The sequence below is a fragment of the Serratia marcescens genome (assembly GCF_001902635.1).
GTDB lineage: Bacteria > Pseudomonadota > Gammaproteobacteria > Enterobacterales > Enterobacteriaceae > Serratia > Serratia marcescens_F.
In genome coordinates this window covers 107,997-129,123 of record NZ_MJAO01000003.1, presented here as the reverse complement: position 1 = coordinate 129,123, position 21,127 = coordinate 107,997, and the positions used below count along the sequence as shown (strand labels likewise).

The window sequence follows — 21,127 nt, the reverse complement described above, 5'->3', positions numbered from 1 at the left end:
CGGGCGCGAAACGCCGCGCCCGTCGGTCAGAACAGCCCGATCGGCCAGTGGTGCCCAATCAGGTAGATGATGCCGGCAGACAGCACGCCGGCGATGATATCGTCGACCATGATGCCCATGCCACCATGCACGTTGCGGTCGAACCAGCGGATCGGCCACGGCTTCCACATGTCGAGAATGCGGAAGATGACGAAACCGGCGGCGACCCAGCGCCAATCGTTGACCGGCAGCGCCATCAGCGTGATCCACATGCCGACGAACTCGTCCCAGACGATGCTGCCGTGATCGTGCACCTTCATGTCTTTTGCCGTGCGGTGGCAAATATAAACGCCGATGCAGATGCTGAACATCACCGCCAGCGAGTAGAGCTGCCACGGCAGCTGGATCAGCAGCAGCCAGAACGGGATCGCCGCCAGCGATCCCATGGTGCCCGGCATCACCGGCGACAACCCGCTACCGAAACCGATGGCCAGCAGGTGCCACGGATTGCTCATCCGCAGCCGACGCTTGGCTTCATCCATGGGTGCCCGGCTCCGCGTTGAAATGATCGAACCCGGTCCAGTCCAGTTCCACCGCTTCGTCGTTGCGGTAATAACGGATGCCTTCAGACAGCGGGCCAATCTGGCCAATACAGGTGTAGTCCGCCCCGAGGTGGCTCAGCGCCACTTCCAGCGCGCCGCGGTTGATCTCCGGCACGGTGAAGCACAGCTCGTAATCTTCGCCGCCCGCCAGCGCCCAACGCAGCGCCTGCTCGGCATCGGTCTGGCCACTCAGGGCCTGCGACATCGGTAACTCGTCCAGCACGATGCGCGCGCCGCACTCGCTGGCCTTCAGGATGTGCTTCAGATCGGAGATCAGGCCGTCGGAGATGTCGATCGCCGAACTGGCCAGATCGCGCAGCGCCTGCCCCTGCAACACCCGCGGCTGCGGGCGCAAATGGCGGCCAACCAGATAGTCGCGCGCCGCCGCATCGGTCACCGCCAGACGATCCTGCAGGATCGCCAGACCGGCGGCGCTGTCGCCCAGCGTGCCGGTCACATAGATCCAGTCGCCGATGCGCGCGCCGCTGCGGGTCAGCGCCCGGCCGGCCGGGATCAGCCCCTGGATGGTCAACGTCATGCTCAACGGGCCGCGCGTAGTATCGCCGCCGATCAGCTGCATGCCGTAATAGTTGAGCTGATCGAACAGGCTGTCGCTGAAGGCCTTCAGCCAGGGTTCGTTCACCTCCGGCAGGGTCAGCGCCAGCGAGAGCCAGGCCGGATCGGCGCCCATCGCCGCCAGATCGCTCAAATTGACCGCCAGCGCCTTATAGCCAAGATCGGCCGGATCGATGTCCGGCAGGAAATGAACGCCCGCTACCAACGTGTCGGTACTGACGGCCACCAGCTGTTTTTCCGGCACTGCCAGCAGTGCGCAGTCATCTCCAATGCCCAACTGTACATCCCGGCGCACGCGCTTAAACCGGTCAAAATAGCGGGCAATGAGGTCAAATTCGCCGCATGCCATATCGATATTCCACTAGAAGAAATTAAGGCCGGGAGTGCCGGCCTTAATGTTTTACTTTTTCTTGCGAAGGGTTGGCGCCACTTTATCCAGCACCCCGTTCACAAACTTGTGGCTGTCTTCCGCGCCGAAGGTTTTCGCCAGTTCGATCGCTTCGTTGATCGCCACCTTATAAGGGACATCTTCGCGCATTTTCAGTTCAAACAGCGCGACGCGCAGCACCGCGCGTTCCACCTGGCCCAGCTCTTCGAGCTGACGCGACAGGTAAGGCGCCATCAGTTCGTCCAGCATACCTGCATTCACTGCCGCGCCGGACAGCAACTCGCGAAAATAGGCGACGTCAACATCTTTGACATCCTGCTCCGTCAGGAACTGGTGTTCAACATCGGCAATGTCGTTTTTAGACAACTGCCAAGAGTAAAGCGCTTGAACAGCGCACTCACGAGCGCGGCGACGAGCAGCAGGTTTCACGGAATTCCCCTTAACTAAATTCAGGCTTTAATAGCTTTGATAACATTAATCATTTCAAGTGCGGTCAGCGCGGCTTCAGCGCCCTTGTTGCCCGCTTTGGTGCCGGCGCGTTCGATCGCCTGTTCGATGCTTTCGGTGGTCAGCACGCCAAAGGCAACCGGGATTTCGGCATTCATCGCAACGTTGCCGATGCCGGAGCTGGCTTCGCCCGCCACATATTCGAAGTGCGCGGTGCCCCCACGGATAACGGTGCCCAGCGCGATAACCGCGTCGTATTTACCGGTTTTGGCCAATACGCTCGCCGTCAGCGGCAGTTCGTAAGCACCCGGGACCCAGACAACGGTGATGTTGTCGTCAGCAACCTGACCAATGCGTTTCAGGGCGTCGATGGCGCCTTCCAGCAGGCTGTCGTTGATGAAATTGTTAAAACGTGCAATTGCGATCGCCACACGGGCATTTGGAGTAGCAACAACACCTTCGATAACTTTCATGGGCTTTCCTTAAAAATGGGTTCAATACCCCGCAGGGGGGCGGATTCTATCATATTCTTTCATCGCCTGCGCGGCGGTTTTGTAAAACCGACGCGCGGGCGCGAGATTCAGTGTTTCGCCCGCAGACGTAAACGCAGGTCGGGGCCGACCTGGCGCACGTCGCTAAAGACGAATTCCGGCGCGTCGGCCAGCCGTTCAAGGCCAGGCAAATGACACAGGCCGCGGCCATTATCGCCCAACAGTTTCGGTGCGATGTACAAAATGAGCTCATCCACCAATCCGGCCTGCAACAGCGCGCCGGCCAGCGTTGCGCCCGCCTCTACCCAGACTGAATTGACCTGGCGCTTCGCCAGCAGCATCATCATCACCACCAGATCGACGCCGCCGCCGTGCGCCGGGCAGATAAACTGTTCGACCTCCTGCGGCCAAGCCTGTTCATCCGCCTGCAACCGTGCCAGCCAGGTGGCCCCCGGCTGCTGCACTACGCGGTGCTGCGGGGTAATACGGTTTTGGCTGTCCAGCAAGATGCGCAACGGCTGGCGCAGATTTTCGCGCGGATAGAGGCGCTGCGTCTCGGCGTCCAGCTCATCCCAACGCACCGTCAGCGACGGATCGTCCGCCAGCACGGTGGCGCTGGTGCTGAGAATGGCGGCGCTCTGCGCGCGCAGGCGCTGCACGTCCTGACGCGCTTCGGGTGAGGTGATCCACTGGCTCTCGCCAGAGGCCATCGCCGTGCGGCCGTCCAGCGACGCGCCCAGCTTCAGCTGCACATAAGGGAAACCGGTGCGCATGCGCTTGAGGAACCCCAGGTTGACCGCTTCCGCCTCGGCCAACATCAGGCCGTGCCGCACCTCAACGCCGGCCTGCTGCAGCTTGTACAGCCCGCGCCCCGCCACCTGCGGGTTGGGATCTTGCATCGCCGCAACCACCCGCGTCACGCCGGCGGCCACCAGCGCATCGGCACAGGGCGGCGTGCGGCCATGATGGCTGCACGGCTCAAGCGTGACATAGGCGGTGGCGCCGCGCGCCCTGTCGCCCGCCATCCGCAGCGCGTGCACTTCCGCGTGCGGCTCGCCGGCGCGCAAATGATAGCCTTCGCCGACAATCTCACCGTCGCGCACGATAACGCAGCCGACGTTCGGATTAGGTGCGGTCGTAAAACGCCCCAGCCGCGCCAGCTCGAAGGCGCGCGCCATGTAAAATTCGTCGTGATGCATGAAAGATCCTTTAGTCTTGCAGGCGGGCGATCTCTTCGCCGAATTCGCGCACATCTTCGAAGCTGCGGTACACCGACGCAAAGCGAATGTAGGCCACCTTATCCAACTTTTTCAGCGCGTCCATCACCAGATTGCCCACTAATTTCGTCGGCACTTCGCGTTCGCCGGTGGCGCGCAGTTGAGATTTGATATGATTAAGGGCGTTTTCCACGTCGTCCGAGCTCACCGGGCGCTTCTCCAGCGCTTTCAGCATGCCGCGACGCAGTTTGTCTTCGTTGAACGGCTCGCGCACGTCATCGCTTTTAATCACTCGCGGCATCACCAGTTCGGCCACCTCGAAGGTGGTGAAGCGCTCATTGCACACCAGGCACTGGCGGCGACGGCGCACTTGCGAACCGTCCCCCACCAGGCGGGAATCAATGACTTTGGTATCAACGGCGGCGCAGAAAGGGCAATGCATAACACGTCCTGATAAACGTTTTTTATAGATAAGCGCAGTTTAACCCGAAGTGCAGCCACAACAAAGGGCGGCGGCCATTTGTTGCGACCGGCGACCGGGAAGCCGGTGCCGATATGACTTTCCCCTCCGCGCGGACTAAGCTGATAACAGGAGATTCTGCATAGGAAATCGCCGTTATGACAACCTGTTGCCCGAAAATCGTCCTGCTCGCCGCCGCCGTATTGCTGGCGGGCTGCGCGCACAACGCCGCCGTGCCTCAGCTGCGCCACCAGGTCGCCGCACTGAACCAGAAGGTGAGCGTGCTAACCGACCAAACCACCGCGCTGGAGCGGCAGAATCAGCTCAACCAACACTCCGACAGCGGCGTCTACCTGCTGCCGGCGGCCAGGAGCGCCGCCCGCCTGCAGAGCAGCATCGGCGAGCTGAGCGTATCGCTCAGTCATATCAAGAGCGAAGCCAACGGCACGCAGGCGCAGCTGCATGTGCGCATCCTCTCCCAAGCCATGCTGCCGCCGTTCAAAGCGGTAGTGGAATGGGGCCAGTTGGATGCCGCCACCGGCCGGCCGTTGAGCGCCGAGGCGCTGTCGCAACCGATCGCCAGCGCCGATTCGCTGCTGCCGAAACCCGGTCAGGACTTCGAACTGCGCCTCAGCGGCCTGACGCCGGAACAGCTGGGCTATATCCGTCTGCACAGTCTGATATCGACCGCCCAGCCGGCGGTCGTGCGGCAATACTGAAACCCGCAGCAAAAAAAAGGAGCGCCGATAGGCGCTCCTTCTCATTTCGCTGAATACTGCGGCGGTTAAGGCAGAATCGAAGGCTGATCCGCGCCCTCTTTTTCCACTTTCTGCTGCAGCATGTGCTCGCGTTTCATCCCCAGCTTCAACGCCAGCGCGGACGCGACGTAGATGGAGGAGACGGTACCGATCGACACGCCGATCAGCATCGCCAGCGAGAAGCCTTGCAGCATCGCGCCACCGAAGATGTACAGCATCAGCACCACCATCAGGGTAGTACCGGAAGTCATCAGCGTACGGCTCAGCGTCTGGGTCAGCGACACGTTCATGATCTCGTAAGGCGTGCCGCGGCGGATCTTGCGGAAGTTCTCACGAATACGGTCGGAAACCACGATGCTGTCGTTCAGCGAGTAGCCGATAACCGACATCAGAGACGCGACGATGGTCAGGTCAATCTCGATGTGGAACAGCGACAGCACGCCCAGCGTGATGATCACGTCGTGCGCCAGCGCGATGACCGCCCCCAGCGCCAGGCGCCATTCGAAGCGGAAACCGACGTAGATCAGGATACAGATCAACGCCACCAGCAGCGCCATGCCGCCGGTTTGCGCCAGTTCGCTGCCCACGCTCGGGCCGACGAACTCAATGCGCTTCACGGTGGCATTTTTATCCACCGAGTCGTTGATCACGCCGATCACTTTGTTGCCCAGTTCCTGGCCTGCGGTACCGGTCGCCGGTGGCATACGCACCATCACGTCGCGGCTGCTGCCGAAGTTCTGGATGATCGGATCCTGGAACCCGGCCTTCTCCAGCGTATCGCGCATCAGGTCGAGGTTAGCCGGTTTCTCCAGGTTGATTTCAATCACCGTACCGCCGGTGAAATCCAGACCCCAGTTAAACCCGCGCACCGACATGGTGGCGATCGACGCGACCAACAGCACCAACGAAATGCCGAAGGCCACGTAGTCCCAGCGCATAAAGTCATAGACTTTACGGCCGTAGTTGAGTTGCTCAACAGTATAATCCTGTGCCACAACGCACTCCTCAGATAGACAGCTTGTTAATGCGTTTGCCGCCGTAAAGCAGGTTGACGATGGCACGGGTACCGACAATCGCGGTGAACATGGACGTCGCCACACCGATAGCGGTGGTGATCGCAAAGCCTTTGATCGAACCGGTGCCCACTGCGTACAGGATGACCGCGGTGATCAGCGTGGTGATGTTGGCGTCGACGATACTGGAGAACGCGCCTTTATAGCCCTCATGAATCGCCTGCTGAATGGACCGGCCATTCTTCAGCTCTTCCTTGATACGTTCGTTAATCAGTACGTTGGCGTCGACCGCCACCGCCAGCGTCAACACGATCCCGGCAATACCCGGCATGGTCAGCGTCGCCCCCGGTAACAGGGACATCACGCCAACGATCAGCACCAGGTTGGCGACCAGCGCCGTGGTGGCGATCACGCCGAACTTACGGTACCAAACCACCATGAAGACGATGGACGCCACCAGGCCCCACAGACAGGCTTCCAGACCTTGGGTGATGTTCTGCTGACCCAGAGTTGGACCGATGGTACGCTCTTCGACGATCTGAATCGGCGCGATCAGCGCACCCGCACGCAGCAGCAGCGAAAGCTGACGCGCTTCGTTCGGGTTGCCGATACCGGTGATGCGGAAGCTGTTGCCCAGACGCGACTGAATGTTCGCCACGTTGATCACTTCTTCCTGTTTCACCAGCACCGCGCGGCCGTTGGCGTCTTTCTTGCCGCTGTCCTTATACTCCACGAACAGGGTCGCCATCGGCTTGCCAATGTTGTCCTTGGTGAAGTTGGACATGGACGTGCCGCCGGCGCTGTCCAGCGAGATGTTAACCTGCGGCTGGTTGTATTCGTCGGTGCTCGAGGTGGAGTCGGTGATGTGGTCACCGGTCAGGATCACACGCTTGTACAGCACGATCGGCTGGCCGTCACGGGTGTATTTCACCTCGGAATCGCCCGGCACGCGGCCGTTGGCCGCCGCAGTGGCGTCCGCATTGGTGTTCACCAGACGGAATTCCAGGGTCGCGGTGGCGCCCAGAATTTCTTTGGCGCGCGCGGTGTCCTGAATGCCCGGCAGTTCGACCACGATGCGGTCGGCGCCCTGGCGCTGCACCAGCGGTTCGGCGACGCCGAGCTGGTTGACGCGGTTACGCAGGATAGTGATGTTCTGCTGTACGGCGTATTCGCGCGCTTCGCTCAGACGGGCGTCCGTCAGGCTGGCTTTCATGGTGTTGGCGCCGTTGGCGGACAGCACCAGATCGCGCTGACGCGGGCCGATGTAGCTGATGGCCTGATCGCGGGCCGCATCGTCGCGGAAGCGGACTTCCACGCCGTTGTTGTCCAGCTTGCGGATAGACGCGTAAGGAATGCCCTTCTCACGCAGCTCGCTGCGCAGGGTGTCCATGGTCTGTTCCTGCAGCTTGCTCAACGCGGTGTCCATATCCACTTCCATCAGGAAGTGCACGCCGCCGCGCAGGTCCAGGCCGAGTTTCATCGGCTCTGCGCCCAGCATGGCCAGCCAGGTCGGCGTGGCCGGCGCCAGGTTCAGCGCCACGACGAATTTGTCACCCAGCTCGGTCACCAGCGCTTCGCGGGCGCGCAGCTGAACGTCAGGATCTTTAAAGCGAGCCAGGATGGCGCCATTTTCCAGCGCAATCGACTTGCTCGCGATGTTGTCTTTTTCTAATACGGTACGGACCTGGTCCAGCGTAGTTTCACTGGCGGCGACGCCGCGCGCGCCAGTGATTTGTACGGCCGGATCCTCACCGTAGATGTTGGGAAGCGCATAAAGCAGACCGATGAGGATCACAGCGATCAACATCAGATACTTCCACAAAGGATAACGGTTTAGCACGGCAATTCCCTTCGGGAAAAAAGATTACAGGGCCTTCATGGTACCTTTCGGCAGAACGGCCGCCACGAAGTCACGCTTGATCATCACTTCCGTGGTGTCGTTCAGCGCGATGGCGATGATGCCGGTGTCGGCCACTTTGGTCACGCGACCGATCAGGCCGCCGGTGGTCAGCACTTCGTCGCCTTTACCGATGGAGTCCATCAGCTTCTTGTGATCTTTAGCGCGTTTCTGCTGTGGGCGCAGGATCATGAAGTAGAAGATCAGGCCGAACACCACCAGCATAATGATCAGAGAGTACGGGCTTCCCTGAGCCGGAGCCCCTGCGGATGCGACGGCGTCAGAAATGAAAAAGCTCATTGAAATTCCCTCATTAAGTTATCAATTATTAGATCAAGCGTTTCTACCCTTCATCTTTCAAACTGCAGCGGTGTTGACTTCCTTTTTCACCCCAGTCACTTGGCAATCCAAGCTCCTGGGACTCATCCGGTCGCCGCCTTGCTGCATCTTGAAATCTATTGGGTATTTAAAGGCGGAACCGGCTTGCCGATCCGACCATAGAAATCCGCAACAAACTGCTCTAATTTACCCTCTTCAATAGCCTGGCGTAAACCCGCCATCAGGCGTTGGTAGTGACGCAGGTTATGAATCGTGTTCAATCGAGCACCCAATATTTCGTTGCAACGGTCAAGATGGTGCAAGTAGGCGCGGCTGTAATGGCGACACGTGTAGCAATCACAGTCCTTATCCAGCGGAGAAGTATCATCCTTGTGCTTGGCATTACGGATTTTTACCACACCGTCAGTCACGAACAGATGGCCGTTGCGGGCGTTGCGGGTCGGCATGACGCAGTCGAACATGTCGATGCCACGGCGCACGCCTTCCACCAAATCTTCCGGCTTGCCGACGCCCATCAAATAGCGTGGCTTATCTTCCGGAATTTGCGGGCAAACGTGTTCAAGAATGCGATGCATATCCTCTTTCGGCTCGCCTACAGCCAAGCCGCCCACAGCGTACCCGTCAAAGCCGATATCCACCAGCCCTTTGACTGAAACATCACGTAAATCTTCGTAAACGCCGCCCTGAATAATGCCGAACAGCGCATTTTTATTTTCCAGCTCGTCGAAACGCTTGCGGCTGCGCTGCGCCCAACGCAGCGACATTTCCATCGAACGCTTGGCGTAGTCCCAGTCGGCCGGGTACGGCGTACATTCGTCGAAGATCATCACGATGTCGGAACCCAGGTCATACTGGATTTCCATCGATTTTTCCGGGCTCAGGAAAACCTTGTCGCCGTTGATCGGGTTGCGGAAGTACACGCCTTCCTCTTTGATCTTGCGCATCGCCCCCAGGCTGAATACCTGGAAACCGCCGGAATCGGTGAGGATCGGCCCATGCCACTGCATGAAGTCGTGCAGATCGCCGTGCAGTTTCATGATCTCCTGGCCCGGGCGCAGCCACAGGTGGAAGGTGTTGCCCAGCAGGATCTGCGCGCCGGTCTCTTTCACTTCTTCCGGCGTCATGCCCTTGACCGTACCGTAGGTGCCGACCGGCATAAAGGCCGGGGTTTCCACCACGCCGCGGTCGAAGATCAGGCGGCCGCGACGCGCGCGGCCATCGGTAGTTTGTAATTCGTACTTCACAAAGCCTCCAGCATCAGAGAAACAGTCTGATGTCGTTGAAACGGGGCCGCGCCGTGGGCGCAGCCCGGGAAATTAACCGCCGACGGATTCGTTTTCCGCCTGCGGGTTACGGCTGATGAACATCGCATCGCCGTAGCTGAAAAAGCGATACTGCTCGGCCACCGCCTGCTGATAGGCGTGCATGGTGTTTTTATAGCCGGCGAAGGCCGACACCAGCATGATCAGAGTCGATTCCGGCAGGTGGAAATTGGTCACCAGCGCGTCGATCACCTGATAGTGATAGCCCGGATAGATAAAGATGCTGGTATCGCCGAAGAACGGCGCAATCAGTGCCTCTTTGCTGGCCGCCGCGGCGCTTTCCAGCGAGCGCACCGAGGTGGTGCCCACCGCCACGACGCGTTTGCCGCGCGCCTTGCAGGCCAGCACCGCATCGACCACGTCCTGCGGCACTTCGGCGTATTCGGCGTGCATCACGTGATCTTCGATGGTTTCCACGCGCACCGGCTGGAAGGTGCCGGCGCCGACGTGCAGCGTCACGAACGCCATTTCCACGCCCTTGGCGCGCAGCGCCGCCAGCAGCGGCTCGTCGAAGTGCAGGCCGGCGGTCGGCGCGGCGACAGCACCGGGCTTCTCGCTGTAGACCGTCTGATACAGCTCGCGGTCGGCGTCTTCATCCGGGCGGGCGATATAAGGCGGCAGCGGCATGTGGCCGGCGGCGTTGAGGATAGTGAACACGTCGCGTTCGTCGTTGAAGCGCAGCTCGAACAGCGTCTCGTGGCGCGCCACCATGGTGGCGGCGATGCTCTCGTCGTCCCCCAGCAGCAGCTCGGCGCCCGGCTTCGGCGCTTTCGACGCGCGCACGTGCGCCAGCACGCGATGGTCGTCCAACACGCGCTCCACCAGCACTTCAATCTTGCCGCCGCTGACCTTGCGGCCGAACATGCGCGCTGGGATCACGCGGGTATTGTTGAACACCAGCAGGTCGCCGGCTTCCAGCTTATCCAGCAGATCGGTGAATACGCCGTGCGTCAGCGCCCCGCTCGGCCCGTCCAGCTGCAGCAGGCGGCATGCGCTGCGCTCGGCCTGGGGATAGTGGGCAATCAGGGATTCGGGAAGTTCAAACGAAAAATCAGCGACGCGCATGGGTATTCACTTCTTCAATTTAGGGCTGGTTGGTAAAAAACAGGCGGCCTAGTCTAAAGCCGGGGGCGGTCAGCGGCAAGAAATAAGGAGGATTTGCCTGACTTCGGGTATAGTTGAGGGATGAATTTTCTCGCTCATCTTCACCTGGCCATGCTGGCGGACAGCTCGCTGCTGGGCAACCTGCTGGCCGATTTCGTGCGCGGCAACCCCGCCGCCGACTACCCGCCCGACGTGGTGGCCGGCATCATGATGCACCGCCGCGTCGACGTATTGACCGACAGCCTGCCGCAGGTCAAAGCCAGCCGCGACTATTTCAGCGCCCCCTACCGCCGCGTGGCGCCAATCACTCTCGACGTGGTGTGGGACCATTTTCTGGCGCGCCACTGGCAGCAGTTGGAGCCTTCGCGCGACCTGCACCAGTTTACCCAGGAAGCCCGCAGCCAGATCGAACCTTATCTGCCGCTCACGCCGCCGCGTTTTCAGAACCTGAACGGCTACCTGTGGCCGGAACGCTGGCTGGAGCGCTACGCCGAATTGCCGTTCATCGCCCAGGTGCTGCAAGGCATGGCCAGCCGCCGCCCGCGCCTCGATGCACTGGCCGGCTCATTCGCCGACGTCGAGCAACATTATCATCAGCTTGAAACACAGTTTTGGCAGTTTTACCCGCAAATGATGCGGCTGGCGAAGGATAAAGCGCTCTAGGGTCAAGCCCAACCGATTGAAATTGCAACGCCTTGCAAGAATTTACGTTTTGCCGCTTGCCCTTTTGTGGGAAAAGTTTATTTTTAAAGCTCGCTAAATTTAATTAACGACTTTGATAGGTAAAAACTATCTCATCGATTGGTCTTTTACCCTTTATTCACCAAGTCGCGGCCCCTATACTGGCCCTTGTTTTTACATCCACCCTTTAACACCTATTACAGGAGTAATTATGGTCCTGGTAACTCGTCAAGCCCCTGACTTCACTGCAGCTGCCGTACTGGGTAGCGGCGAAATCGTTGAAAACTTCAACCTGAAGAAGCACCTGAACGGCAAACCGGCCGTCCTGTTCTTCTGGCCAATGGACTTCACCTTCGTATGCCCTTCCGAGCTGATCGCTTTCGATCACCGCTATGAAGAGTTCCAGAAGCGTGGCGTTGAAGTGGTTGGCGTTTCCTTCGACTCAGAGTTCGTTCACAACGCATGGCGTAAAACCCCTGTCGACAAAGGCGGCATCGGTGAAGTGAAATACGCAATGGTTGCTGACATCAAGCGTGAAATCCAGAAAGCTTACGGCATCGAACACCCGGAAGCCGGCGTTGCGCTGCGCGGCTCCTTCCTGATCGACAAAGACGGCATCGTACGTGCTCAGGTTGTTAACGACCTGCCAATCGGCCGTAACATCGACGAAATGCTCCGTACCGTTGACGCGCTGCAATTCCACGAAGAGCACGGTGAAGTGTGCCCGGCTCAGTGGGAAAAAGGCAAAGCAGGTATGGGCGCCTCCCCAGACGGCGTTGCAAAATACCTGTCTGAAAACGCTGCCAAGCTGTAATTTCAGCCTGATAGCGAATCAACCGGCCCCCGCGGCCGGTTTTTTTATGCCCTTTTTTGGGGCAGCCCGCCCGCCTTCAGTGCTTTATTTCCCTGTTTCCGCTCACATTTCCCACCCTGCTCGCCGCGCGCACGCCCATCTGCGGCTACTATCAATAACGCTGGCTCGCGCTTTGCAAGTGAACAGCGGCAAGCAAAACACAACACAATAAAAAACTGACAGGGTAGGAATAACTATGTTTTTACAGAAATGGAGCAAACCCCTGACCATGGCGGCGCTGCTGGTCAGCGGCAGCCTGTATGCGGCATCCAACCCGGCGGTGGAAGCCAAAAACGGCATGGTGGTCACCTCGCAGCATCTGGCCTCGCAGGTCGGCGTGGATATCCTGAAGATGGGCGGCAACGCCATCGACGCCGCCGTGGCGGTCGGCTATGCGCAGGCGGTGGTCAACCCCTGCTGCGGTAACATCGGCGGCGGCGGCTTTATGACCGTCCACCTGGCGGACGGCACCGACACCTTCATCAACTTCCGCGAAACCGCGCCGGCGGCGGCCAGCGCCAACATGTATCTGGATGCCGACGGCAAGGTGAAGAAAGACGCCAGCCTGTACGGTTATCTGGCGGCGGGCGTGCCGGGCACCGTACTGGGGATGGAAACCGCGCGTGAGAAGTACGGCAAACTGAGCCGTGAGCAGGTGCTGGCACCGGCGATCAAGCTGGCGCGCGAAGGCTTTGTGCTGACCCGTGCCGACACCGATATCCTCGACACCACCGTCGCGCGCTTCAAACAGGATCCCGAGTCGGCCAAAATCTTCCTGCGCCCGGACGGCAGCCCGCTGCAGCCGGGGGACAAACTGGTGCAAACCGATCTGGCTAATACGCTGGAAGCCATCGCCAAGGGGGGAACCGACGCCTTCTATAAAGGCAAGATCCCGCAGGCGGTGGAGGCAGCAGCCAAACAGGGCGGCGGCATCTTGACCGCGGCCGACTTCGCCAACTACAAAGTCACCGAAACCCCACCGATCGCCTGCAGCTATCGCGGCTACAAGTTCGTGTCGGCGCCGCCTCCCAGCTCCGGCGGCGTAACGCTATGCGAAATCCTCAACGTGGTGGAAGGCTATGACCTGAAAAGCATGGGCTTCAACTCGGCGGCAGCCATTCATACCATGACCGAAGCGATGCGCCATGCCTATATGGACCGCAACACCTACCTCGGCGACCCGGAGTTCATCAAGAACCCGATCGACCAGCTGGTGAGCAAGAGCTACGCCGAGCAGATCCGCAAGAAAATCGTCGCGGACAAGGCCACGCCGTCGGAGAACGTGCAGCCCGGCATGGAACCGCATGAGAAACCGGAAACCACCCACTATTCGATCGTCGATCACGACGGCAACGCGGTCTCCACCACCTATACCGTCAACGGCCGCTTCGGCGCCGTGGTGATCGCACCGGGCACCGGCTTCTTCCTCAATGACGAAATGGACGACTTCACGGTGAAAGTGGGCGAGAAAAACCTGTACGGGCTGGTGCAGGGCACCGCCAACAGCATTGCCCCCGGTAAGCGCCCACTATCGTCAATGAGCCCGACGCTGGTGACCAAGGACAACAAGATCTTTATGGTGCTGGGTTCACCGGGTGGCTCGCGCATCATCACCATCACCCTGCAGACCGCGTTGAACGTGATCGACCACGGCATGGCGCCGCAGGAAGCGGTAGACGCGCCGCGCATCCACCACCAGTGGCTGCCAGATGAGGTGTACTACGAACAGCGCGGCGTTTCCGCCGATACGCTGAAGCTGCTGAACGGCATGGGTTATAAGATGGTAGAACAAACGCCGTGGGGCGCCGCCGAACTGATTCTGGTCGGTTTGCCGGGCGCGGCAGGCGTCAGCCCGGCCAACTCCGGCAACGACTCGGCGGTGTCCGGCAAGGTACGCGAAGGCTACCTGTACGGCGCCAACGATGTGCGCCGCCCGGCAGGCTCCGCGGTCGGTTACTGATGTAAACACCCACTTACCTTAATCACGGGGGCCCTTCGGCCCCCGCAACCCTTTAGCCTTCGCAGCGCCACACGGTGGCCGACTCTTCCGCCAGCTGCAGCCGCAGCCCGCCCGCCGTTTCGCTCAACTCTCCCCGCCCTTCCACACGCCGCCACGGGCCGCGCGCCAACAGCGGGTTGCGCGGCAGCTGCGCCTGGCCGCTGCCGTCACGCTGCAGCGCCACCAGCACCTGCTCCTGCCGATAAAGGCGCACGAACACCAGCGTTTCCCCGCTGGCATACAGCACCTGACAGCCGCCGCGCCGCAGCGCCACGCTCTGTTTACGCAGCGCTGCCATGCGCTGGAACAGCGCCAACAGCGGCCGGTCCCAGTCGCCGACGTCCCACGGGAACGTCTTGCGGCAAAACGGATCGTTGCCGCCGTCCAGACCGATTTCATCGCCGTAATAGAGGCAAGGCACGCCGATCCAGCTCATCAGCCACACCGCTGCCATCTGCATGCGCGCCTGATTTCCCTGCAACAGCGTGAGAAAACGCGCGGTGTCGTGGCTGTCCAGCTGGTTGAACTGGATCAGCTGGCGGCCGTGCGGCAGGCCGGCGCGATAGCCGTCCATCCACTGCGCGCACCCGGCGGCATCCAACCGCACCGGGTGATAGGCCACGTCCAGCCCCGCCAAAAACGCCCGCACCGGCAGCGCGAAGCCCATGTAGTTCATCGCTGCATCCTCCACGCCGGCGTGCAGCCAGCGGCGCGCATCCCCGAAGTGCTCGCCCAATACGTAGGCCTGCGGGTTCTCCTGCTTCACCGCCTGATAGATGCCTGCCAGGTGATGCAGGTTGCCGGTGGCGCCGCCGTTCTCTCCCAGCATGTGCACCACGTCCAGCCGCCAACCGTCAATGCTGTACGGCGGGCGCAGCCAGTGGCGCACCACGCTGCCTTCCCCGCGATAGATCGCTTCCGCCACCTGCGGCTCGGCGAAGTTGAGCTTCGGCAGGCTGGCGTTGCCTTTCCAGTCGAGCGCGCGGCCGTCCGGGTAAAAGTTGAACCAGCCGCGATACGGCGAATCGGGGTGGTGACAGGCGCCGTTTTCGCCCTGGCGGTGGCGGTCGAACCACGGATGCGAGTCGCCGGTGTGGTTGAATACCCCGTCCAACACCAGCTTCATGCCCACCTTGTGAGTGCTCACTCGCAAACGCTGCAGCGCCGCGTTGCCGCCGAAGTGCGGGTCGACCTGGTAATAGTCCTCGGTATCGTATTTATGCACGCTCGGCGCGGTAAAAATCGGGTTCAGGTACAGCGCCGTCACGCCCAGCTGCTGCAAATACGGCAGTTTGGCGCTGATGCCGTCCAGATCGCCGCCGTAAAAGGTCGAGGCGGCGTGGCTGTCCTCCAGCGGATGGTGCCAGTCGCGCCGAATCACCTCGGCACCGGCCGCGTGATGGCGGTAGCTGCCGCTTTGGATGCCGTGCTCACCGCCGCTGCTGGCGAAGCGATCGGGGAAAATCTGGTAGAACAGCTGATCCGCCACCCACTCGGGGCCGTTGTCTGGCTCGTCAACGGCAAACTGCGCCAGTTGGCCCGGCGGCGTTGGCGACCAGCCCTGCGGCCCGAACCACTGTTGGCGATCGGCCCACAGCAACTTGAAACAGTAACGCCGCGTCGGCTCGCCCTCATTCAGCGTCAAGCTGGCCTGGTAACGCCGCATACCTTCGTGGCGCTGCGCTTTCATCGCCAGCAGCCACTCTTCGTTGTCCGGCTCGGCGCGCAAAAACACCCGTTCGGGCAGTTCATCCCCCTGTAACCACAGCGTGATATCCAAACGTTGCCCTTGCTTCACCACAAAAGGCGGAACCGGTTGATGCCAGGCGTTAAGCATACTGTTCTCCTGCTGTACCAAACGAAATCGACGGCGTTATTCACGGAAGCGAACAATGCCACGTTAAGTGCAACTTCCCCTCCTCTCTGGCCGCAAAACCCGGGGATGAGCCGGGGGGCGGAGACCGAAAAATAACGCTAACCCGATGTAAAAAAAGGTAAACAGGCACAAATCCCGCACGTTAACCATTAGGCTAACGCGTTTTGAGCTTACAGGATATTTTTTGCGCATTTTTTAAGGGGCGGTAATGCAACAACAGATAACGCGCTGGCTGGAGCAATTTGGTTTGGAATTCGGCGGAGTGATGTCGCTGTTGATGGTATTGGGGTTGATCGTCCTGATCTCGGTGGTGATTCACCTGGTGCTGCACCGGGTGGTGTTGGCCGCCATTCAGCGTCGCGGCCAGCAGTCGCAGCGCGTCTGGCAACAGGCCATCACCCAGTACAAACTGTTCCAGCGCGTGGCGCTGCTGCTGCAAGGGGTGATCATCAGCATCCAGGCGACGCTGTGGTTGCAGAGCGGCAGCCAGACGCAGGCGGTGATCGTCACCGCTGCGCAAGTGTGGATCCTCGCCTTCACTCTGCTGGCGCTGTTCTCACTGCTGGATACGCTGCTGGCGCTGCTGCGTCAAAGCCCGATCTCCAACCAGCTGCCGCTGCGCGGCATTTTCCAGGGCCTGAAACTGGTGGCGGCGATCCTGATCGGCATCATGATCGTCTCGCTGCTGATGGGTAAATCACCGCTGCTGCTGCTCAGCGGCCTGGGCGCCATGACCGCGGTCTTGATGTTGGTGTTCAAGGATCCGATCCTCGGGCTGGTGGCCGGCATTCAGCTCTCCGCCAACGACATGCTGAAGATCGGCGACTGGCTGGAAATGCCGAAATACGGCGCCGACGGCGCGGTCACCGACATCGGCCTGACCACGGTCAAAGTGCGCAACTGGGACAACACCGTCACCACCATTCCCACCTACGCGCTGATCTCCGACTCGTTCAAAAACTGGCGGTCGATGTCGGAATCCGGCGGGCGCCGCATCAAGCGCAGCTTGAATATCGACACCGGCAGCGTGCACTTCCTGTCGGAAGAGGAACAGCGTCGCCTGCAGCGCAACCCGCTGCTGCACAGTTACCTGAACGATAAGACCCAGGAGCTGAGCCGGCACAACCAGGATATCGCCGTCGATCTGGCCTCGCCGCTCAACGGTCGCCGCTTGACCAACCTCGGCACGCTGCGCGCCTATCTGGAAGCCTATCTGCGCGCTCACCCGCGCATTCACCAGAACATGACGCTGATGGTGCGCCAGCTGGCGCCGACGCCGGAAGGCCTGCCGTTGGAAATCTACGCCTTCACCAACACCACGGTCTGGGCGGAGTACGAAAGCATTCAGGCGGATATTTTCGACCATATTCTGGCGGTGATCGATGAGTTCGGCCTGCGCGTGCATCAGACACCGACCGGCAATGACCTGCGCGGCATGCTGCTACACAGCGCGAACGCTTCCTGACGTCGGCTGACGTAACTGTGTCTGCTGGTAATCATGTTCTTTCAATTGCCAACAGATATCTCCATCCCCTTCTTTTCCCCGGCGAAAACGGCGTTAATGCGCCATCACCTTCATCACTGAGAGGGAAAACCCTTGCTGAAACGGTTACGTCATCGGCTGTTTACCCTGATGGCCACCCTGCTGTTTATCGGCTGTCTGCACAGCGCTTCGCTGGATGAAAGCCGCATGCCCCGCAATCTGCAACCTTCGCTGAGCGCTCTCAGCAGCAACATGCAGGACATTCGCGAAGTGCTGGCGCGCTGCGCCGGCGAGGAAGAGGAGGAACGCCTGAACGGCGGCGACATGCGTATCGAAGCGCGCGCCACCGGGGAGGATGAAGTGGAAGACAAACGCTAAAAAACACCGGCCTCAGCCGGTGTTTTTTCATTTAGTCTTGCTGCGGCGCCAGCTCCGCCTGTTTTTTCTGGCGGCTAACCTTGAACCAGTACCCCGCCAACAGCAGAACGACCCAAACCAGACCGGCGTATAGCGAGACGCGCGTGGTCGGGAAGTAGCCGATCAGGCCGATGATGAACACCAGGAACACGATCGCCACCACCGAGGTGAATACCCCGCCGCGCAGCGGGAACGCCAACTGCTTGACCTGTTCTTTGCTCAGGCTGCGGCGGAAGGCGATCTGGGAGAACAGGATCATGATCCACACCCACACGGTCGCGAAAGTGGCCAACGAGGCGATCACCAGGAACACATTTTCCGGCATGATGTAGTTGAGGTACACCGCCAGCAGCAGCGCCAGCATCATCACCACCACCGTCACCCACGGAATGCCGCGTTTCGACACCTTGCTGAACACCCGCGGCGCGTGGCCCTGTTCGGCCATGCCGTGCAGCATGCGGCCGACGCCGAATACGTCGCTGTTAATCGCCGACAGCGAAGCGGTGATCACCACGAAGTTAAGGATGCCTGCCGCCACGGTGATGCCCATATGCTGGAAAGTCAGCACGAACGGGCTGCCGTTGGTACCCACCTGGTTCCACGGGTAGATCGACATGATGACGAACAGCGTACCGACGTAGAACACCAGAATGCGCCACGGCACCGAATTGATGGCTTGCGGAATCGACTTTTTCGGGTCTTTGGCTTCACCGGCGGTGATGCCGATGATTTCGATGCCGCCATAAGCGAACATCACCAGTTGCAGCGACAGGATCATACCGATGACGCCGTTGCTGAAGAAGCCGCCGTTCGACCACAGGTTATGAATGCCTGTCGGTTGCCCACCGTTGCCGATGCCCCAGATGATGATACCGATGCCGGCCGCGATCATGATGATGATGGTGGCGACTTTGAAGAACGAGAACCAGAACTCCAGCTCGCCGAACACCTTGACGCTCATCAGGTTGATGGCGCCGATGATCAGCACCACGCTCAGCACCCAGATCCAGTGCGGCACTTCCGGGAACCAGACCCCCATATAGATGCCGAAAGCGGTCACGTCGGCGATGGCGACGATCAGGATTTCAAAGCAGTAAGTCCAGCCGGTGATGTAACCCGCCATCGGGCCGAGGTAGTCCTGCGCGTAGCGGGAAAACGAGCTGGCCTGCGGGTTGTTGACCGACATCTCTCCCAGCGCGCGCATGATGATAAAGGCCACGATGCCGCCGATCAGGTAAGCCAGCAGCACGCTCGGACCGGCCATTTTGATGGCGTCCGCCGAGCCGTAAAACAACCCGGTGCCGATGGCCGACCCCAGCGCCATAAAGCGGATATGACGCGTGCTGAGGCCGCGTTTCAGCTTATTGACGGGGGCAGCGGTGGGTGACTGTTGTTGCATGAAGATGACCCATAGTTTTAAACGTAAAAAAGCCACGGACATGTCCGTGGCCCTAGATTAAGCCGGGAGATTATCAGTGCGCGGTTACTTGGGAACGCGTGCACACCCGATCATAAATCGCGACCAGCACCAGCATCAGCAGCGAAGGCGGCAACCATGCCAACCCCTGCTCCGCCAGCGGCAGGTGAGTGGTCCAGGCCGGCAGCAACTGCTGGAAGCTGGACGCTTTCACCGCGTCAAGGATACCAAACAACAGGCTGACAAGCATCACCGGCGCGATGATGCGCGGCGCGCTGTGCCACCAACGCAGGGTGAAGCTCAACACCACCAGCACGATGCACGGCGGGTAAATCGCGGTCAGCACCGGAATGGAGATCTGGATCAGGTGGCTCAAGCCAAGGTTGGACACCACCATCGAGAACAGGCCCAGGATGAACACCAGCGTCTTGTACGAGAACGGCAGGTATTGCGCGAAGAACTCGGCGCAGGCGCAGGTCAGGCCAACCGCAGTCACCATGCAGGCGATGAAGATCAGCGCTGCCAGGAAGAAGCTGCCCAAGGCGCCGAAGGTGTTCTGAACGTAGGCGTGCAGGATCACCGCGCCGTTGGTGGCGTCCGGCACCAGCGCGCCGCTGCCTGAGCCCAGTTTGAACAGGCTCAGGTAAACCAGCGTCAGGCCCACGCCGGCGATCAAACCGGCCAGGATGGTATAACGAGTCAACAAACCGGCGTCTTTCACGCCGCGCGAACGCGCCGCATTGACGATAACGATGCCGAACACCAGCGCGCCCAGCGTATCCATAGTCAGATAGCCGTTAACGAAGCCGGAGGAGAAAGGCACGCTCTGATAAGCCGTCGTCGCCGGGATCGGCGAGCCGGCAGGCCACAGCAGCGCGGCGATGCCCAATACGGCCAACGCCACGATCTTCAGCGGCGCCAGCACGTGGCCGACGGTATCGAGCAGGCGGCCCGGGTACAGAGAGATGCCGATCACCAGCGCGAAGTACACCAGGCTGTAGATAAACAGCGGCATGGCGCCGTCGCCGGTCAGCGGGGCAATGCCCACTTCAAAGGAGACGGTGGCGGTGCGCGGCGTCGCGAACAGCGGGCCAACGGCCAGGTAGCAGACGGTCGCCAGCAGCAAGCCCGCGCCGCGGCCGATCGGCGAACTGAGGGCGTCGATGCCGCCGCCGACGCGCGCCAGCGCGATGACGGTGATGACCGGCAGACCGACGGCGGTGATCAGGAAGCCCAGCGCCGCGGTCCAGACGTGTTCACCGGACTGCAAGCCGACCATCGGCGGGAAGATGATGTTCCCGGCCCCGACGAATAAGGCAAAGGTCATAAAGCCCAGTGCCAGGATATCTTTTGACGTTAAACGATGACTCATACGATGTCGTGTTGCCTGTTCAAATGAAAAAATTGTCCGATAGCGTGGTGGCGTAACGCCCCACCCGGTTGCCGGCATGCCCGATCGTTGCAGCGCCAAATAAGCACCCTAAACGCAGTCGGTCCGGCGTTTATGTCCCTATTCGAAAGTGGCCGCTCATGAAGATGGGCAAAATTTTAGGAGTTATAAAAATGGAGGTTTAATCCGACAACGAGGGCTAAGGTAAACGTTTATAGCGCTTCAAGGCAAGACGCACGGCGAAAAGCAGAGCTATCGACCATATAAACTTTAGCCACCAGTCGATCATCTTGGCTATCAATAAATATACACTACATGATTTGTATCATTTTTGAACAATGAATTCACGAAACGTGAAGCATATATCACTTTACCGCGCGAAAACGCCAATAAACGCCCGGTTTTCGCGTAGCTCTAG

General features: G+C 60.2%; 20 protein-coding genes. 6 read left to right on the top strand and 14 right to left on the bottom strand.

What is annotated here, in order from left to right; genetic code table 11:
• Positions 1 to 26: 26 nt before the first annotated feature.
• The 6 genes from pgpA to nrdR all read right to left on the bottom strand — a co-directional run bounded on the left by pgpA (position 27) and on the right by nrdR (position 4,142).
• Positions 27 to 521, bottom strand: coding sequence for a phosphatidylglycerophosphatase A (pgpA, locus tag BHU62_RS03755; RefSeq protein WP_073529222.1), 495 nt, complete (start codon positions 519 to 521; stop codon positions 27 to 29).
• Positions 514 to 1,506, bottom strand: a complete 993-nt coding sequence (gene thiL / locus BHU62_RS03750; protein ID WP_073529221.1) for a thiamine-phosphate kinase — start codon at positions 1,504 to 1,506, stop codon at positions 514 to 516. The genes pgpA and thiL overlap by 8 nt, the downstream gene beginning before the upstream one ends.
• Before the next feature lie 51 nt (positions 1,507 to 1,557).
• Positions 1,558 to 1,974 (bottom strand): transcription antitermination factor NusB, encoded by a 417-nt coding sequence (gene nusB, locus BHU62_RS03745; protein ID WP_073529220.1) that lies wholly within the window; start codon positions 1,972 to 1,974, stop codon positions 1,558 to 1,560.
• Positions 1,975 to 1,994: 20 nt separating this feature from the next.
• Positions 1,995 to 2,465: a 6,7-dimethyl-8-ribityllumazine synthase gene (gene ribE / locus BHU62_RS03740; RefSeq protein ID WP_004940385.1), complete on the bottom strand. Its 471-nt coding sequence runs from the start codon at positions 2,463 to 2,465 to the stop codon at positions 1,995 to 1,997.
• Positions 2,466 to 2,572: 107 nt separating this feature from the next.
• A complete protein-coding gene (gene ribD, locus BHU62_RS03735) occupies positions 2,573 to 3,682 on the bottom strand; it encodes a bifunctional diaminohydroxyphosphoribosylaminopyrimidine deaminase/5-amino-6-(5-phosphoribosylamino)uracil reductase RibD (RefSeq protein ID WP_073529219.1) in 1,110 nt (369 codons plus the stop codon).
• Between the two features lie 10 nt (positions 3,683 to 3,692).
• Entirely contained in the window at positions 3,693 to 4,142 is a 450-nt protein-coding gene (gene nrdR, locus BHU62_RS03730; protein ID WP_073529218.1) for a transcriptional regulator NrdR, read from the bottom strand.
• 176 nt (positions 4,143 to 4,318) lie between these two features.
• On the opposite strand from nrdR, the gene BHU62_RS03725 reads away from it, so the two are divergent.
• Entirely contained in the window at positions 4,319 to 4,879 is a 561-nt protein-coding gene (locus BHU62_RS03725; protein ID WP_073529217.1) for a DUF3251 domain-containing protein, read from the top strand.
• Positions 4,880 to 4,944: 65 nt separating this feature from the next.
• On the opposite strand, the gene secF is transcribed toward BHU62_RS03725, so the two are convergent.
• From secF to queA, 5 genes are all read right to left on the bottom strand, one after another.
• Positions 4,945 to 5,913, bottom strand: coding sequence for a protein translocase subunit SecF (gene secF / locus BHU62_RS03720; protein WP_019454209.1), 969 nt, complete (start codon positions 5,911 to 5,913; stop codon positions 4,945 to 4,947).
• Positions 5,914 to 5,923: 10 nt separating this feature from the next.
• On the bottom strand, positions 5,924 to 7,771 hold the full coding sequence (secD, locus tag BHU62_RS03715; RefSeq protein ID WP_073529216.1) for a protein translocase subunit SecD: 1,848 nt from the start codon (positions 7,769 to 7,771) through the stop codon (positions 5,924 to 5,926).
• Between the two features lie 24 nt (positions 7,772 to 7,795).
• Positions 7,796 to 8,128 (bottom strand): preprotein translocase subunit YajC, encoded by a 333-nt coding sequence (gene yajC / locus BHU62_RS03710; protein WP_004940391.1) that lies wholly within the window; start codon positions 8,126 to 8,128, stop codon positions 7,796 to 7,798.
• A gap of 155 nt (positions 8,129 to 8,283) precedes the next feature.
• Positions 8,284 to 9,411, bottom strand: a complete 1,128-nt coding sequence (tgt, locus tag BHU62_RS03705; protein ID WP_073529215.1) for a tRNA guanosine(34) transglycosylase Tgt — start codon at positions 9,409 to 9,411, stop codon at positions 8,284 to 8,286.
• A gap of 72 nt (positions 9,412 to 9,483) precedes the next feature.
• Positions 9,484 to 10,554, bottom strand: a complete 1,071-nt coding sequence (gene queA / locus BHU62_RS03700) for a tRNA preQ1(34) S-adenosylmethionine ribosyltransferase-isomerase QueA (protein WP_073529214.1) — start codon at positions 10,552 to 10,554, stop codon at positions 9,484 to 9,486.
• Positions 10,555 to 10,674: 120 nt separating this feature from the next.
• On the opposite strand from queA, the gene BHU62_RS03695 reads away from it, so the two are divergent.
• From BHU62_RS03695 to ggt, 3 genes are all read left to right on the top strand, one after another.
• Positions 10,675 to 11,256, top strand: coding sequence for an ACP phosphodiesterase (locus tag BHU62_RS03695; RefSeq protein WP_073529213.1), 582 nt, complete (start codon positions 10,675 to 10,677; stop codon positions 11,254 to 11,256).
• A 229-nt stretch (positions 11,257 to 11,485) separates the two neighbouring features.
• Positions 11,486 to 12,088: a peroxiredoxin C gene (locus BHU62_RS03690; protein WP_073529212.1), complete on the top strand. Its 603-nt coding sequence runs from the start codon at positions 11,486 to 11,488 to the stop codon at positions 12,086 to 12,088.
• Between the two features lie 235 nt (positions 12,089 to 12,323).
• Entirely contained in the window at positions 12,324 to 14,087 is a 1,764-nt protein-coding gene (gene ggt / locus BHU62_RS03685; protein WP_073529211.1) for a gamma-glutamyltransferase, read from the top strand.
• Between the two features lie 52 nt (positions 14,088 to 14,139).
• Here the strand turns inward: ggt and malZ are convergent, their stop codons facing one another.
• Positions 14,140 to 15,963, bottom strand: a complete 1,824-nt coding sequence (gene malZ / locus BHU62_RS03680; protein ID WP_073529210.1) for a maltodextrin glucosidase — start codon at positions 15,961 to 15,963, stop codon at positions 14,140 to 14,142.
• A 247-nt stretch (positions 15,964 to 16,210) separates the two neighbouring features.
• Here malZ and BHU62_RS03675 point away from each other — a divergent pair, with 247 nt between their 5' ends.
• Together BHU62_RS03675 and BHU62_RS03670 are read left to right on the top strand one after the other, a co-directional pair.
• Entirely contained in the window at positions 16,211 to 17,467 is a 1,257-nt protein-coding gene (locus tag BHU62_RS03675) for a mechanosensitive ion channel family protein (RefSeq protein ID WP_073529209.1), read from the top strand.
• 132 nt (positions 17,468 to 17,599) lie between these two features.
• Complete coding sequence (locus tag BHU62_RS03670) at positions 17,600 to 17,863, top strand: hypothetical protein (RefSeq protein ID WP_073529208.1); 264 nt, start codon at positions 17,600 to 17,602, stop codon at positions 17,861 to 17,863.
• A gap of 31 nt (positions 17,864 to 17,894) precedes the next feature.
• On the opposite strand, the gene proY is transcribed toward BHU62_RS03670, so the two are convergent.
• Positions 17,895 to 19,301 (bottom strand): proline-specific permease ProY, encoded by a 1,407-nt coding sequence (gene proY / locus BHU62_RS03665; RefSeq protein WP_073529343.1) that lies wholly within the window; start codon positions 19,299 to 19,301, stop codon positions 17,895 to 17,897.
• A 73-nt stretch (positions 19,302 to 19,374) separates the two neighbouring features.
• A complete protein-coding gene (gene brnQ, locus BHU62_RS03660) occupies positions 19,375 to 20,691 on the bottom strand; it encodes a branched-chain amino acid transport system II carrier protein (protein ID WP_073529207.1) in 1,317 nt (438 codons plus the stop codon).
• Positions 20,692 to 21,127: the final 436 nt, after the last annotated feature.